Source organism: Elizabethkingia bruuniana (assembly GCF_002024805.1).
GTDB lineage: Bacteria > Bacteroidota > Bacteroidia > Flavobacteriales > Weeksellaceae > Elizabethkingia > Elizabethkingia bruuniana.
This window is the reverse complement of record NZ_CP014337.1, coordinates 1,565,237-1,580,331: the sequence shown is the minus strand read 5'-3', so window position 1 is coordinate 1,580,331 and position 15,095 is coordinate 1,565,237. Positions and strand designations below refer to the sequence as shown.

At 35.3% G+C, this 15,095-nt stretch carries 13 protein-coding genes; 7 read left to right on the top strand and 6 right to left on the bottom strand.

Annotated elements, in window-relative coordinates; genetic code table 11:
• Positions 1 to 581 precede the first annotated feature (581 nt).
• Genes AYC65_RS07365 through AYC65_RS07340 form a run of 6 tightly spaced genes read left to right on the top strand, consistent with a single transcriptional unit; the run spans position 582 to position 6,709 of the window.
• Positions 582 to 947: a BlaI/MecI/CopY family transcriptional regulator gene (locus tag AYC65_RS07365; RefSeq protein WP_034868453.1), complete on the top strand. Its 366-nt coding sequence runs from the start codon at positions 582 to 584 to the stop codon at positions 945 to 947.
• The gene (locus tag AYC65_RS07360; RefSeq protein WP_034868456.1) at positions 947 to 3,211 is read left to right on the top strand and encodes a M56 family metallopeptidase; all 2,265 of its coding nucleotides are present in this window, start codon (positions 947 to 949) and stop codon (positions 3,209 to 3,211) included. Before AYC65_RS07365 ends, AYC65_RS07360 begins: the two co-directional genes overlap by 1 nt.
• A gap of 40 nt (positions 3,212 to 3,251) precedes the next feature.
• Entirely contained in the window at positions 3,252 to 4,073 is an 822-nt protein-coding gene (locus tag AYC65_RS07355) for a GLPGLI family protein (protein WP_034868459.1), read from the top strand.
• Between the two features lies 1 nt (position 4,074).
• Positions 4,075 to 4,923, top strand: coding sequence for a GLPGLI family protein (locus AYC65_RS07350; protein ID WP_034868463.1), 849 nt, complete (start codon positions 4,075 to 4,077; stop codon positions 4,921 to 4,923).
• 2 nt (positions 4,924 to 4,925) lie between these two features.
• On the top strand, positions 4,926 to 5,813 hold the full coding sequence (locus tag AYC65_RS07345) for a GLPGLI family protein (protein ID WP_034868465.1): 888 nt from the start codon (positions 4,926 to 4,928) through the stop codon (positions 5,811 to 5,813).
• 11 nt (positions 5,814 to 5,824) lie between these two features.
• Positions 5,825 to 6,709, top strand: coding sequence for a GLPGLI family protein (locus AYC65_RS07340; protein ID WP_034868468.1), 885 nt, complete (start codon positions 5,825 to 5,827; stop codon positions 6,707 to 6,709).
• 121 nt (positions 6,710 to 6,830) lie between these two features.
• On the opposite strand, the gene AYC65_RS07335 is transcribed toward AYC65_RS07340, so the two are convergent.
• The 6 genes from AYC65_RS07335 to AYC65_RS07310 all read right to left on the bottom strand — a co-directional run bounded on the left by AYC65_RS07335 (position 6,831) and on the right by AYC65_RS07310 (position 13,515).
• On the bottom strand, positions 6,831 to 7,829 hold the full coding sequence (locus AYC65_RS07335; RefSeq protein WP_059333766.1) for a CE1 family esterase: 999 nt from the start codon (positions 7,827 to 7,829) through the stop codon (positions 6,831 to 6,833).
• Between the two features lie 31 nt (positions 7,830 to 7,860).
• Positions 7,861 to 9,126, bottom strand: coding sequence for an NAD(P)/FAD-dependent oxidoreductase (locus AYC65_RS07330; protein WP_034868474.1), 1,266 nt, complete (start codon positions 9,124 to 9,126; stop codon positions 7,861 to 7,863).
• 8 nt (positions 9,127 to 9,134) lie between these two features.
• The gene (locus AYC65_RS07325) at positions 9,135 to 10,133 is read right to left on the bottom strand and encodes a 4-hydroxyproline epimerase (RefSeq protein ID WP_034868477.1); all 999 of its coding nucleotides are present in this window, start codon (positions 10,131 to 10,133) and stop codon (positions 9,135 to 9,137) included.
• Between the two features lie 4 nt (positions 10,134 to 10,137).
• Positions 10,138 to 11,619 (bottom strand): aldehyde dehydrogenase (NADP(+)), encoded by a 1,482-nt coding sequence (locus AYC65_RS07320; protein ID WP_034868479.1) that lies wholly within the window; start codon positions 11,617 to 11,619, stop codon positions 10,138 to 10,140.
• A 16-nt stretch (positions 11,620 to 11,635) separates the two neighbouring features.
• Complete coding sequence (locus tag AYC65_RS07315; RefSeq protein WP_034868482.1) at positions 11,636 to 12,541, bottom strand: dihydrodipicolinate synthase family protein; 906 nt, start codon at positions 12,539 to 12,541, stop codon at positions 11,636 to 11,638.
• A 95-nt stretch (positions 12,542 to 12,636) separates the two neighbouring features.
• Positions 12,637 to 13,515, bottom strand: coding sequence for an AraC family transcriptional regulator (locus tag AYC65_RS07310; RefSeq protein ID WP_034868484.1), 879 nt, complete (start codon positions 13,513 to 13,515; stop codon positions 12,637 to 12,639).
• Between the two features lie 176 nt (positions 13,516 to 13,691).
• Here AYC65_RS07310 and AYC65_RS07305 point away from each other — a divergent pair, with 176 nt between their 5' ends.
• Positions 13,692 to 15,086, top strand: coding sequence for an aminopeptidase P family protein (locus AYC65_RS07305; RefSeq protein WP_034868487.1), 1,395 nt, complete (start codon positions 13,692 to 13,694; stop codon positions 15,084 to 15,086).
• The last annotated feature ends 9 nt before the right edge of the window (positions 15,087 to 15,095 follow it).

The window sequence follows — 15,095 nt, the reverse complement described above, 5'->3', positions numbered from 1 at the left end:
TTACACTTTATTTTTAACAAAAGGCAGGGTTTTATATCCTGCCTTTTATATTATGTACTGACAAAGGTTTTACTATATAATCTGTATATGCCAAGTCATTCACCATTATCAGTTAAGATAAGTGAATTGAAACAAAGTAATTAAAAGTTAGGAATAAACGAAATTACAGAGCTCCATAATGAATTAAGAAGCCTGCACTGTTTTAATACTAAAATAAGATATTACTATTTAGATTTAGCTTGTACCTTAATAGCTTTTATTACGGAGTATAAAACATTAAGCATAAGCAAAACAGGAATTATTCCGCCTATGATCATATTCATTCTGATCGTTTTAGAGAATCCCAAAGCTAAACCCGAGGTAAGTAAAATCATTAGTAGCCCAGAGATAAATAAAGTATTCTTCAATTGATTTGGATTTGAATTGACGAAATTAACAAAATATTAAATATTCTTTATAGATATATTAACTATAATATGTTAAAAAATCATAAATTTTAAATACTACTAAAATTTTAGTTGAATGAATCGTTTTTTTGTTTACATTTGTTATACTAAGTTTTTAGTTATAAAATAATTCCTATGAAAAATAAAAGTCTTACCAAAGCAGAAGAACAGATTATGCAGTATATGTGGCAATTGGAAAAAGCATTCCTGAAGGATATTCTGGATTTATTTCCGGAACCGAAGCCACATACAAACACTGTTTCTACGCTTATTAAAATTCTTATAGAGAAAGGATTTGTAAACTATACTTTACATGGCCGCCAGCACGAATACTTTCCGGTTGTTTCTAAAGAAGCCTATAGCGGAAAATCTCTGAAAGGACTTATGAAAAATTATTTTGACGGTTCTTACCGTAATGTTGTTTCATTTTTGGTAGAAAAAAATGAAATGAGTGTAGAGGATCTTGAAATGCTTTTACAGGAACTTAAAGATAAGGAATAATGGAAACACTACTATACTTTGGGAAAATGCTGCTATGCTCCGCTATTATGTGGGGATATTACCTGCTTTTTTTAAAAGATAAAACCTTCCATCATTACAATAGGTTTTACCTTTTGGCAACAATAGTGATAAGTCTACTTTTACCATTATTAAAAGTAGAGTACTTTACTTTAGAAACTGATAACAGATTATTTCTTCTTTTACAAAATTTCAGCATACAGACCGTAAGCCAGGAAACGCATGGTACTGACTGGAGAAACATTGCTCTTTCTGCTTTATTAGTGGTATCGCTGATTCTTTTCGTAAGATTATTGATAGGTATTTATAAAATCTACCAGATGAAAAATCAGTATCAAGGGAAAGAACTAAAAGGAGTTCGTTTTTATATAACAGATTTGCATGATGCTCCGTTTTCATTTTTCAAAAATCTTTTCTGGAAAAAATCAATTGAAATCGATTCAGATCTTGGAAAGCAGATTCTGAAGCATGAAATGGTACATATAGAACAGAAACACAGTTGGGACAAAATTTTCATAGAGTTTGTACAAGCCGTATTCTGGTTCAACCCAATATTTTACTGGATTAAGAAAGAGCTATTCTTAATTCACGAATATCTTGCCGATAAAAAGGCTGTAAAACAGAATGACACAAAGGCATTTGCGCAGATGCTTTTAGCAAGTAAATTTTCCGGAACACATTTACCTGCAACAAGTCCATTCTTATCTTCTAACCTCAAAAAAAGATTACAAATGCTTACTAAACCACATTACACCAAATTTAGTTATGCGCGCAGGGTAATGGCTCTTCCGGTTTTATTCGGGATTTCTTTCACCTATTTAGTTACGGCTAAAAATAAAGAAATTGCCAAAACCAATCGCGAAATAGCAGTCGCTATTAAAGCACTACAACAAGACACTATCGGATCAGAGAATAATAAAAATGTCCGCATTCAGATTAAAGAAAATAACAACAGAGGTTCTCTTCTGTCGAAAATAGAACAGGCATCTGACAATTCTATTTTCAAAATCAATGGTAAAGCTGTTACTAAATCCGAATTTACTGAATTCTATCAACAAAACAAAAATGCCCGTTATGCTTACAATCATTCTGGAAATTCTGCTTCAGGTATTACAATTTTTGATGCTTATGATCTAAACTCAAAAGACCTCTCTGCAGATGATAAAAGAAAATTTGCTGAAAGCGACAGACGTTTTGTAGAGTCTTCAAAACGTTTTGAGAAAAATAACAAAAGATTCCAAAATAATCAGCGTAGTATTATTTACAACGGCAATTATGTTCGTTATGAAGATATGACAGCTGAACAGAAAAAGGATTTTGACAAAGCCATGAAAGAGGCTCAGAAAGCAAGAGATTATATCAACTCATCTGAGTACAAAAAAATATTAGCAGATGCTAAAAAAGCTGGTGAGGAAGGAAGAAAAGCAGCAGAGAAAGCACGAGCTTATCTTAATTCTGACGAGTACAAGAAGATAATGGAAGATTCCCGTAAAGCTGCTGATATAGGAAGGAAAGAAGCTGAAAAAGCAAGAGCCTATCTTAACTCTGCTGAATATAAGCAGATAATGGAAAATGCCAGAAAAGAATCGGAAAAGGCTAGAAATTACATGAACTCACCCGAGTATAAGCAAATAATGGAGAATGCTAAAAAAGCGGCTGAAGATGGAAGAAAGCAGGCAGAGAAAGCACGGGAATACCTTAACTCTCCGGAATATAAAAAAATGATGGAAGAAAGCAGATTAGCTGCTCAAAACTGGAGTAATAAGTTTAAAGACAGTTTTAAAAAAATCGACTTTTCCGGAACTTTTATGTCGAAAGAAAAACAAAATAAAGTTTTAGAAGAGCTGAAAAACAGTCTGAAAGATAAAAACATGAAGGATGAAGACATTCAGAAGATTCTTGAAAATGTAAAGAAAAACTTTAGCAATTCTTCGAAGGTTGGTACTGCCATAAATATCTCCGCAAAAACAGATTCTCCTTTTGTTATGGCTGTAGCTAGTAACGAACCTAAAACATATAGTTTTTCTTCAACATACAGTACTAATACAACCACCAGTACCGGAAACGATGTGAAGAAATCTCTTTTCAGAATATCTGGTGCAAAAGGAGATACAGAAGTTTATGTGGATGGTGTGAAAATAGATAGTGATAGTATGAATGATATTAATCCTAAGGATATAGAAAGCGTGAGTATTACGAAAAGCACCGGAAAGAAAACCATTATAAAAATTCAGAAAAAATCTTAATAAAAGGCTGCGAGAGCAGCCTTTTTCAAACACCAAACCCATGAAATTCACAATTACCTTTTTTTTGTGTATCAGTTCTCTGATGTATTCACAAACTAATAGATATATCTATCAACTAACCTTTACCGATAACATTATTAAAAATACCAAACGGAATGTTAATATGGTACTGGACATTAACCCTAAGGATGTAAAATTCTATGAATATGGATTTCTGGAAACAGATTCCTTAAATAAACTTCCGGATGCAATAAGACATTATAGAGGCAGTGAAACGAAACAATTATTAAAGAGAGATCTGAATTCTTTTAATAATACTAACTTTTACAGAGTTAGTGACTATTTTGCTTTTCCTTCAGAAGATCCTATTAAATGGACTTTATCTAATGAAACTAAACAAATAGATACTTATAAAGTTCAGAAAGCTACAACTGATTTTGGTGGAAGAAAATGGACCGCGTGGTTTGCACCGGATATTCAGATTAATGAAGGTCCTTATAAATTCAGAGGCTTACCCGGATTAATTTTCGAAATATCAGACAATGAAGGACATTTTCATTATAAATTAGTGAAAAATAAAAATTATAACAAAACACAGTCTACTGAGAATTTTTTAGAAACCTATTATGGTAAATCGCCCACTAATATATCTATGGTCATGTATAAAAAATTGTTTTTAGACTATTACAATGATCCTTTTGCATGGGCTAGAGGAGCACCTGAAGGCAGATGGAGTATAAAAATCGGAGACAAAGAGTATAAGACAAAAGCAGACTTAAAAGAAGCAACCGAAAATTCACAAAAAGAAATGCGTGATAGTTACAATCCAATTGAAAAGAATAACGCAGTAACATTAAAATAATATGAAGAAAATCCTCTATTTATTCCTTGCCGGATACGGCATATTATATGCACAAAATCAAAAATTTGTATATGAATACAAGTTTGTTCCGGATTCAACGAATACAAGCAATATTAAATCTGAAATTACCCATCTGGAAGTTACTCCAAAAGGCTCGGTATTTTATAGTTATGAAGTTTATAAAAGTGATTCTTTGGCAAAAGCAGATCTGGAAAAACAGCTCAAAGCTACAGGTGCTATTAATGTTAAGTCAGGCATGCGAAAAGGATTATTCAGAGATAAAATACTAAAAACCTATCCTGATTTTAAAATTACTCAGGAAAGCTCAACAACAGGAAAAGCTTTAAAAATTGTTGATGATCGTAAACTCAATTGGAATATACTACCGGACAAACAAAAAATAGGAAACTATGATACACAGAAAGCCGAGACATATTTTGCAGGAAGGAAATGGACAGCATGGTTTACCACTGAAGTTCCTATTCAGGATGGTCCCTATAAGTTTCATGGACTTCCTGGTTTCATTGTAAAAATTGAAGATGCAGCTAAGTCTCATACTTTCGAACTAAAAGGTGTAAGTAAGCTCGTGACTTCCTATAATGAGGAAATGACTTTACATCAGAAAGCTGTAGAAGTACCTTATCCTCAGTATGTAAAGATTTACAAAATGTACCGCAAAGATCCTTTGGCAGAGTTTAGACAGAGAATGGCTACTATTTCTAATCAAACGATAAGAGACGCCAGTGGAAATCCAATTGACATGAATAAAATGCTGAAAGATCGTGAGCTACAGGAACTGGAAAGACTGAAAAAAGATAATAATATTTTAGAACTGGATTTAATAAAATAATTATGAAAAGTACGATATCATTTATTTGCTTACTCTTTGTATTGACATTACAGGGGCAGGTTCAGCGTTTTATTTATGAATATAAATTTACAAACGATTCGTTGAAAAAAGATTCTCTGAAATCGGAATATATGTTTCTGGATGTCCAAAAGGCAGGTTCAAAATATTATAGTAAAAAACAATTTGATTCTGATTCTATCCAGACAATTGCCGTTATTAAACAAATGAAAATGAATCCTGGTAGTATTTCCATAAACAAAAGTTTTGGTGAAGGAGGTATAGATTATATTATAGAGAAAAGCTATCCGGATTTCAGAATTGATTTCAGCACTTCTGTAGGCGTAGGCTTTGGTAATACAGATTATAAGGTTTTAGACGATCGTAAACTTAGCTGGAAAATATTGCCGGATAAACAAAAAATAGGAGAGTTTGAGGCACAAAAAGCGGAAACTTCATTTGCCGGAAGAAAATGGATTGCATGGTTTACAACTGAAATTCCTTTTCAGGACGGTCCCTATAAGTTCCATGGACTTCCGGGGCTTATTGTAAAAATTGAAGATGCTAAACATACGCATATTATGGAGCTAAAAGCTGTAAAGAAAATTCCTGAGCGCCAGCTGACTAAAGATGAAATAGATGCGGTTGCTTATAAAGAAAAAATGGGTAAGAGATTATCTGTGAATCAGAATCAGTATAAAAGACTTATAGAGCAATATAAAAACGATCCTGTACAAGGCTACCGCGAAATGATGAATAAACCGAATACGAAAGTTAGCATTAATATTGACGGGCGTATTATTAGTGATAATGCTGAGATTCTGAAGCAAATGGATAAAACAGCACGGGAGCAGATAAAACGTGAAAATAATCTTATAGAACAGCAATTATAATAAAAGACACTATGAAAAAATTAGTATTTCTTCTTTTCATATTTTGTATTGCTTTGCAGACATCAATAGCAGCACAAAGATTTACTTATGAGTATAAATATGCTATAGATTCTACACGAAAGGATTCTTTAAACACGGAGCATATGATTTTAGATATCAGTAAATCGGGTTCTAAATTCTATAGTAAAGCCAAATATGAAAGCGACAGCCTTATAAAAGCTGAAGTAGAAAAGCAAATGAAAATGGGTTCCTCTAACATTCAGATGAAATCAGGATATAAAGGAAGCATTAATTTCTCTGTGGAGAAAACTTACCCGGACTTCAAAACCTATTTACTAACTAACGTCGGAGCTATAGGTGGTGTATCTAAATATAAAGTTTTGGATGACAGAAAAATGGAGTGGAAGATTCTGAAAGAGCAACAAAAAATAGGAGAGTTTAATGCTCAGAAAGCCGAGACTAATTTTGCCGGAAGAAAATGGACAGCATGGTTTACTACTGATATTCCTTTTCAGGATGGACCATATAAATTCCATGGACTTCCCGGTTTAATCGTAAAAATTGAAAGCGCGGATAAAACACATAGCATGGAACTGAAAGGCGTAAAAAAAATAACAGAAGAGCAGCTTACAGCAAGCAATTCATCTGAATTATCCATCTTGAGAAATAAACCACTGGATATTTCCCAAAATCAGTATACCAAACTAGTAGATCAGTACAAAAAAGATCCCGGACAAAGCATGCGTGAACTCCTCAACAGGCCCGGGATGAAAATGAAATTCAATGTAAACGGGAAGGAAGTTACAGATCCTAATGATATGATTCGTCAGATTGAAAAAACGGCGAAAGACAAATTAAAGAAAGAAAATAATCCTATAGAGCTAAAACTCGATTAAAAGATAAAATCCAACTTACTTATAAGTTGGATTTTTCATTAAAAAAGGTTCCGAAAAATCCGGAACCTGATATCACAAAATATTGTTTTGTGATGAAACACACATAGATATTATTAATATTTTAAAACTTATTGAACCAGTCTGCAACAGCTTTGAAGTAATAATCTGGCGGCTGATGGCCTCTTGCACTTCCGCCACCGGAATATTGGCCATAATCATATAAAGTAAGCTTTACCTGCGAGGTTCCAGGGTAAGTTAGTGTAACATCTCCTTTATTTCCAATTTGTTTTGATGTATAGTTATCAATATTTCCACCGTTTTCATAAACCCAAAAATCTGCCTGCTGCTTTCCAAAATCTCCGTCAATACTATCATCTTTAAAATAATCATCCTTAAGCCCGAAGAATACCCATACAGCTGTATTCGCACGATAATTTGGATCATGGATGAATGCCCCGTTATTTTCGAACCAATAAGGTTTATTGGCTGCAATTGGTGCTACAGCTCTAAAGATTCCTTTTAGAAAGTAAGCAGTAACGTTGGTCATATCTCCGCCCCAGGAATGTCCTGTTGCAAAAATACGGTTACTGTCAATTGAATAATTCTTTTGAATCAGTTCCAAAAGTTCTTTGGTAAACTGAATATCGTGCCTACCGTTAAATGGAGCTGCATAATCGCCGAGTGCCCATCCTTTTATATCTTTGCCTTCATTATCCTGCCATATATATTTCTGGTCCGGATAAACAAAAATAGTGTTATCCATGAGCTTTTCCAGACCTGAAACTTTAGCATTCCATCCCTGACCCATCCAGTCATACATAGACTCACCAGTTGAATTAGTGCCCGCAAAAACAAATAAAAGCTTATACTTCTTGTCTTTGTTATAACTTTCAGGGATAGAGATATAATAACTTCTTTGGCCACCGGCTGCTTGTGAGAAAGTGTAAGTTTTCTGCCCGCTCTCCAGGTTATCAGCAGAAAGAACGGATGAGGCATTTACTTTTGTCTGTAATTCTTCTACTGTCCCGAGTTCTTTGCTCTCACAAGAAAAAAATAACATAAAGCTTACAGAAAAAGCTATTTTTAACATATAATCTGTAAATATTTTTTTTGCTTTCATATATTAAGTAATTTGGATTTCTCAGAATAAACTAGTTAAATCTTTCAGGTCTGAAAATATCAATGTCAACAGAGAGCTTTTCTCCATTAGCAATTTCAGAAACAGTTCTCCCGAAAACCGGACCAAGACTTAACCCCATCATACCACCACCACCTGCAATTATTAGGTTTTTCAGTTTAGAAGAAGCTCCGAGATAGGGAAGTCCGTCCGGAGCACAAGGTCTGTAACCATACCAGATTTCAGATTCTTTTGGAAGAGTTACCCGAAAATCCGGCATATACTTCGGTATAGATGCAACAATACCTTCGACCCGGTTCATATTAATTTTATGCTGATGCTGAGCAAGTTCCATTGTACCGCCAAACCTTATCTGCCCGCTCATAGGTGTTACAGCAACTCTTGCTTCCAGTAGTAATGCAGCATGTTCGAGTTTATATGCAGAGTTTTCTGGCGTGTACATAAAAGAGTAGCCCTTACCCGGCATTAACTGTATTTTTATACCTGCTTTTTGTGCTAATTCAGGGAGAAAAGAACCTCCTGTCATAATGTACTGATCTGCTGTAAATTTCTTTCCGTTGGCAATAACTGCATTAATTCTGCTTTCCGAAGTCTCAAAGCCTGAAACACGATGCTGAGTATAAAAAGTAACACCATTATTCTTGAGATAAGAAATCATTTGAGTCATTAATTTTCTGGGATCTAGATGACCATCGCATTTGTAATTGATACCACCAATCACATCCAGATTAATACTCGGTTCCAGATCCTGAATTCCTTTCCGATCCAGAACATCAACATCTAATCCTAATTCTTTAGCAATATGGGCTAACTCTATTTCTTCTTCAGCAACTTTTTCTGTTTTATACAACATCAGAATACCATTCTGATTAAGCTCAAAATTGAAATCTTCAGTTTTTGCCAACTCATTATATAGCTTGCTGCTGGCTAAATTAAGATCTCTTATTGCAGATGCGGAAGCATCAACATGCTTCTGATTAGAATGCTTTAAGAATTGTAATCCCCAGGAAATTAGTTTGGTACTTAAAGAGGGTTTTACATAAAACGGACTCTTGCTGCTGAACATCCATCGGAACCCCTGTGCTACGACACCAGGTGCAGCCAAGGGTGTAAAGTGACTGGGTACAATCATTCCGGCATTTCCATACGAACAGTTATTGGACAAATCATTTTGTTCCAGTATCTCTACCTGCCAACCTTTTTTTAACAGATAATATGCGGAGCTTAGTCCTGCGATTCCTGCACCTATAACAAGTGCTTTTCCTTTATTCTGTGTCATATATGTGTTTACATAACCTGAAATCCCAACCAATAAGGATCTTCATCGTCGATAATAATATGATTATAACCTGTAATTCTGGCCCATCCTTCGACTGAAGGGATGATAGCGGGTCTTCCGTCGATTGTTGTTTCAGCCTCAATTCTGCCAATAAATTGAGAGCCTATATAGCTTTCGTGAATAAATTCTTCACCTTCTTTTAGTTTTCCTTTCGCATACCACTGAGCCATCCTTGCAGAAGTTCCCGTTCCACAAGGGGATCGATCCAATGCATTTTCTCCTACTAATACAGCATTGCGGCCACTTGCTTTAGGATCCACAGGATTTCCTGTCCACTGAATATGGCTTAGCCCGTTAATGTTTTCATCTTCAGGATGTATAAAACTGTATTTTTCATTTAGTAATTTCCTGATCATCTTTCCGTAATGAATGAGCTGGCTTGCTGTGAAATCTGAAATATCTCTAAAGTTTTCCTGTGGATCTATAATCCCGTAAAAATTACCACCATAGGCTACATCAACTTTTATCAGACCCAAATCCGGACAGTCGACTTCTAAATCTTCTGCGTACAGAAAAGACTTTACATTTGTCAGCTTTACAGATGTCACCTTTTTGCCCTCTTGTGCATAATCGATAAGAACCAAACCTGCAGGAGTTTCTAATCTTAGTTTACCTGGGATTTTCGGAACCACCAAACCTTCTTCTATAGCAATAGTTACAGTGCCAATAGTTCCGTGTCCACACATAGGCAGGCAGCCACTGGTTTCGATATAAAGTACCCCTGTATCATTTGCTTCATCAATAGGAGGGTAGAGGATACTGCCACTCATCATATCATGTCCTCTGGGTTCGAACATCAATCCTTTACGAATCCAATCATATTCTTTCATAAAATGGAGTCTGCGCTCCATCATTGTATTTCCTTTTAAAACAGGACCGCCACCCGCAACAAGACGTACAGGGCAACCGCAGGTATGAGAATCTATACAAAAAAAAGTTCTGTTCATCGTTTTAATTTTTTAATGATCCTGAATGTATTTCTCCATCAACAATCCGGCTAATTTGCAGTGTATTCTCGTTCTTGAGTTCCTCCGGTAAAAATTCATCCGGCCAATTCTGAAAAGCTATTGGGCGAACAAATCTTTTAACGGCATCTGGTCCTACAGATGTGAAACGGGCATCGGTAGTCGAAGGATAAGGACCGCCATGCTGCATTCCGTAAACAACTTCTACACCCGTTGGCATTCCGTTGAATAAAAGTCTTCCGCACTTGTCTTTTACAATATTCATTATATCAATATTCAGGTGCACATCTTCATTAGTTGCAGCAATAGTAATAGTCAATTGCCCTTGTAACTGTTGCGCAATCTGGAGCATTTCATCTTTGGAATTGCATTTTACAATGATTCCAAATGGACCGAAAACCTCTTCACTTAAAATATTGTTTTTAATAAAATTAGCTGCCGTTGTCTCTATAACAATAGCACGTCCTTCCCATTCCGAAATATCTGAATTAACTTCTGAAATAGTAGAAACATCAGGCTGAGAGCAAATCAGTTTTTTATATTTTTCAAAGTTTTCAAAAATTCCTTTATGTAACATATTCACAGGTATTATATTCAAAATTTCATTCTGAAGTGCTGCTATGAAACGTTCAAAACTATCACCAGCTTCAGCAATGAATATTCCGGGGTTAGTACAAAACTGTCCGACACCTAAAGTTAATGATGCAGCATATTCTTTAGCCAGTTGTTCTGCCTTAACAGTTAACTGATTCTGAAAGGCAAAAACGGGATTTATACTTCCCATCTCTGCAAATACGGGGATAGGCTCTTTACGCTGATTCCCTAAATCAAACAATGCCTTTCCTCCTGCAAAGGAACCTGTAAATGCCGCTGCTTTTATTTCATTATGTTGGATTAAATATGCACCAATATCATTAGACTTTCCGGTAATATGACTGAATATACCTTCCGGCCATCCAAATTCTTTTACAGCCTCTGCTATTGCATCTGCCATTATCTGTGATGTTTCAGGATGTGCAGGATGTGCTTTTACAATAACAGGACAGCCTGCCCCAATAGCACTGGCAGTATCGCCGCCAGCTGTAGAAAATGCAAACGGAAAATTACTGGCTCCAAAAACAGCAACAGGACCCAAGCCAACATTGTATTTACGCAAATCTGCTTTTGCTTGGGAAGCTTGAGGAAGATCTATTCTGGCTTCTGTATAGATTCCGGTAGTCACAGCTTTAGCATAACTTCTCCATTGGCCTATAGTTCTTGCTTTTTCTCCCGTCAATCGGGCTAATGGCAAAGATGTTTCTGCATGTGCAGTAGTAAGCAAATTTCCACCTAATGCTTCAATTTTGTCCGCAACAGCATTCATAAATGCTGCACGTTCTTTTATTGTTGTATTTTTCAGAAACTGGTAAGCATTAGCAGCCTGTCGGGCTTTCTGATCAATTACCTGAAAAGATGTTTCTTCAATCATAAATAGATGTTTAGTGTTAGTCTAATACAGGACGATTAGCAATACCATCAGTAATTATTTTATTAATTCTGTCAGCTTCTTCGCCATGCAACTCCAATCTTGGTGCTCTTACATAAGGATTGCTTATTCCTTCGGCAGACGCAGCCAGTTTTATATACTGAATAAGTTTCGGGTGTATATCCAATTCCAGCAAAGGCATAAACCAACGGTAGATAGCCACAGCTTTATCATAGTCTCCGGACTTAACGTAATTATACATTGCCATTGTTTCATTTGGGAAAGCATCTACAAGTCCCGCGACTAAACCATCTGCACCTAGCATTAGAGTTTCCAGACAAATTGTATCTACACCACCCAGTATTTTAATTCTTTTACCAAAGCGGTTAATCATTCTGGTAACGTTTGCAAGGTCTCTTGTAGATTCTTTAACAGCCTGAATAGTAGGATAGGTTATTAATTCATCAAACATTTCCAGAGTTACATGAATTCCATAATCTACAGGATTATTATAAATAAGAATAGGAAGATCTGTTGCTGAAGCTACAGCTTTGAAATATTCTACAACCTCACAATTATCTGCTTTATAACGCATTGGCGGAAGCAGCATAAGTCCGTCAGCTCCTAATTCTTTTGCCTTCTTAGCATAATTAACTGCATTCCTGGTTGTATTTTCTGAAAGATTAAGAATAACCGGGATTCTGCCGCCTGTGATGGTTTTAGCAAACTTAAGAAGCTCAAATTTTTCTTCTGTTTCCAAAGCACTTGCTTCTCCTAATGTACCGGCAAGGATAATACCATGCACACCTGCTTTAATCTGGGCTTCGGTGTTTTTTGCAAACATTTCAAAATCTATTTCTCCATCCTTTGTAAAAGGAGTTAACACAGCCGGGTAAATTCCTTCCCAGTTAAGTTTTGTACTCATATCAAATATTTATTTTTCCAAAACTAACAGAATTTTAAATCCGTAAATGTTAATATTTTAATAGATTCTAACCGTATTTTAACACCTGTTAAATTTTAATCCATTATAGTCTCTTTATACCGCTTTAAATATTCTTTGGGTGAATATTTCATAATTGTACGAAATACACGATTGAAATTAGTCAAGCTATTAAAACCACTATTGAAAGCAACAGAAGAAATACTGTTCATTCCCGAAGATGTAAGCAGTTTACATGCTCGCTGCACACGCAGTTCATTGAGATACTGAATATAAGTAATGCCCGTCCGTTTTTTGAATGATCTGCAAAATGCCTGTGGTGTAAGGCAAGCCTGTTCTGCAATATCATCCAATGTAAGTTTTTGTTGGGCAAAGTTTTTCCTGATATAACTTTGGGCATCTATAATCCTTTTATCGTTGTCGGAAATGTGATTAGATGTATTCTTTCCGGCAGACAGGGGAATATGTAATGTTTTATTTTGCATAAGATCGTTAAGAATCTTTATAAAGCAAATAATCTGTTCTATACCCTTTAGCTGTTGTAGTTGTTTTATTTTACTGCTGACGTCTGCTTTCAATTCCTGTGATACCTGAAAGCCAACTTCAGAGTCGGATATAAAATCTTTCAGTTCTTCAAATTCAGGTAAATCAAAGACTCCGGAAATCTTTTTCCTGGGATCAAAGAAAATAGATATTGCATGAACCTTGTGCTTTTCATTTTTTTTAAAATCTGCTTTGAAAACGTGAGCCTGATTAGCACCAAGATAAAAAATATCTCCATCACTGAAGTTTAAAAGGTTTTGCTCTATTGCCAATGTTCCGTGTCCTTTCACAATCCACATAATCTGTGTTTCGTCGTGACGGTGGAAATAAGGATAAAAATGAGTCATAATGTCTTCCTGAATACTAATACTTTTATTAGTATTGGCAGGAACAGAAAACTGAAGACTTTTCATGTTAGTTAAACTACTTTAGACTAAGTGTTAAAATACTGCCGAATTTAAGCAAAATATAAACACTAGATCTCATATTAAAATCCAATCTTTACATCCTGCTTATTTTTCATAACCAACCCCTTTGTAAACATTATAAAATCGTAACTTTAAACCTTTAAATAACCAATATTCATAATATGTTTTCATCACAAACTTATCAAGATAGGAGAGCCGTATTAAAGGACAATGTGGCTAATGGAATTTTACTATTCCTGGGAAATATAGAAAACCCGGTAAATTTTGAACACAATCCGTATTATTTCCGCCAGGACAGTACATTTTTATATTACTTCGGAATTCAGGAACCAAGAATTGCAGCCATTATTGATATAGACGAAAATAAAACTATTATCTTCGGAGATGAGCTTAGTATAGATGATATTGTCTGGATGGGCAGACAGGAAACATTGAAGGAGAAAAGTCTAAAAGCGGGTGTACAGGAAACTTTACCATATGCAGAACTTTATAAATATATTCGGAAAATCCAATCAGCAGGACGAAAAGTACATTATCTTCCTCCATATCAGCCTTCCAATAAGATTTTGCTGGGAGATCTTCTTGAAACCAAAATCACAGAATTACAGCCATCTGTTGAATTTATTAAAGCAATTGTAAAACAACGCTCTATAAAAGAGGCACAAGAGATTGTACAAATAGAAAAAGCGATAAATGTATCCAATGAAATGCATTTACTGGCTATGCGTATTGCCAGACCAGGGGTTAAAGAATATCAGATTGCCAATGCAATCCAACATCTTGCAGCAGATAAAGAATGTCAGATGTCTTATCCCCCAATTGTAACGATTAACGGAGGTATCCTCCACAACCATTACCGACTGAATACGCTAAAAAGTGGTGATCTTTTCCTGAATGACTCCGGAGCAGAAACAGCAATGGGGTATGCGGGTGATCTTACAAGAACTTTTCCTGTAGACAATACTTTTACAACTAAACAGAAAGAGATGTATGAAATAGTTCTGAATGCTTTTAATAATGCACAGCAATTATTAAAACCCGGAGTTAAATTTAAAGATATTCACCTGAGAGCTTCACAATACCTGGTAGAAGGACTTATAGATTTAGGATTAATGAAAGGCAATCCGGAAGAAGCTGTAAAAAACCATGCTTATACTTTATTCTTTCAATGCGGATTAGGGCACATGATGGGACTTGATGTACACGATATGGAAGATTTGGGTGAACAATATATAGGTTATACAGAAGAAGAACCAAAAGATACAAAGACATTCGGGCTTAAATCTTTACGTTTAGGTAAAACTCTGGAAGCCGGATTCGTATTAACAGTTGAACCTGGTATCTATATTATACCAGAATTAATCGATATATGGCAGTCTGAAAACAAAAATGCTGAATTTATTAATTACGATAAAGTAAATGAATACCGAAACTTTGGCGGTGTACGTGTTGAGGATGACTTCTTAATTACCAACGATGGATACCGACTTTTAGGAAACGGCCTCATTAATACTGTAGATGAAATTGAAAGCTACAGAACCCAACATTTAGCTTAATTAAATACC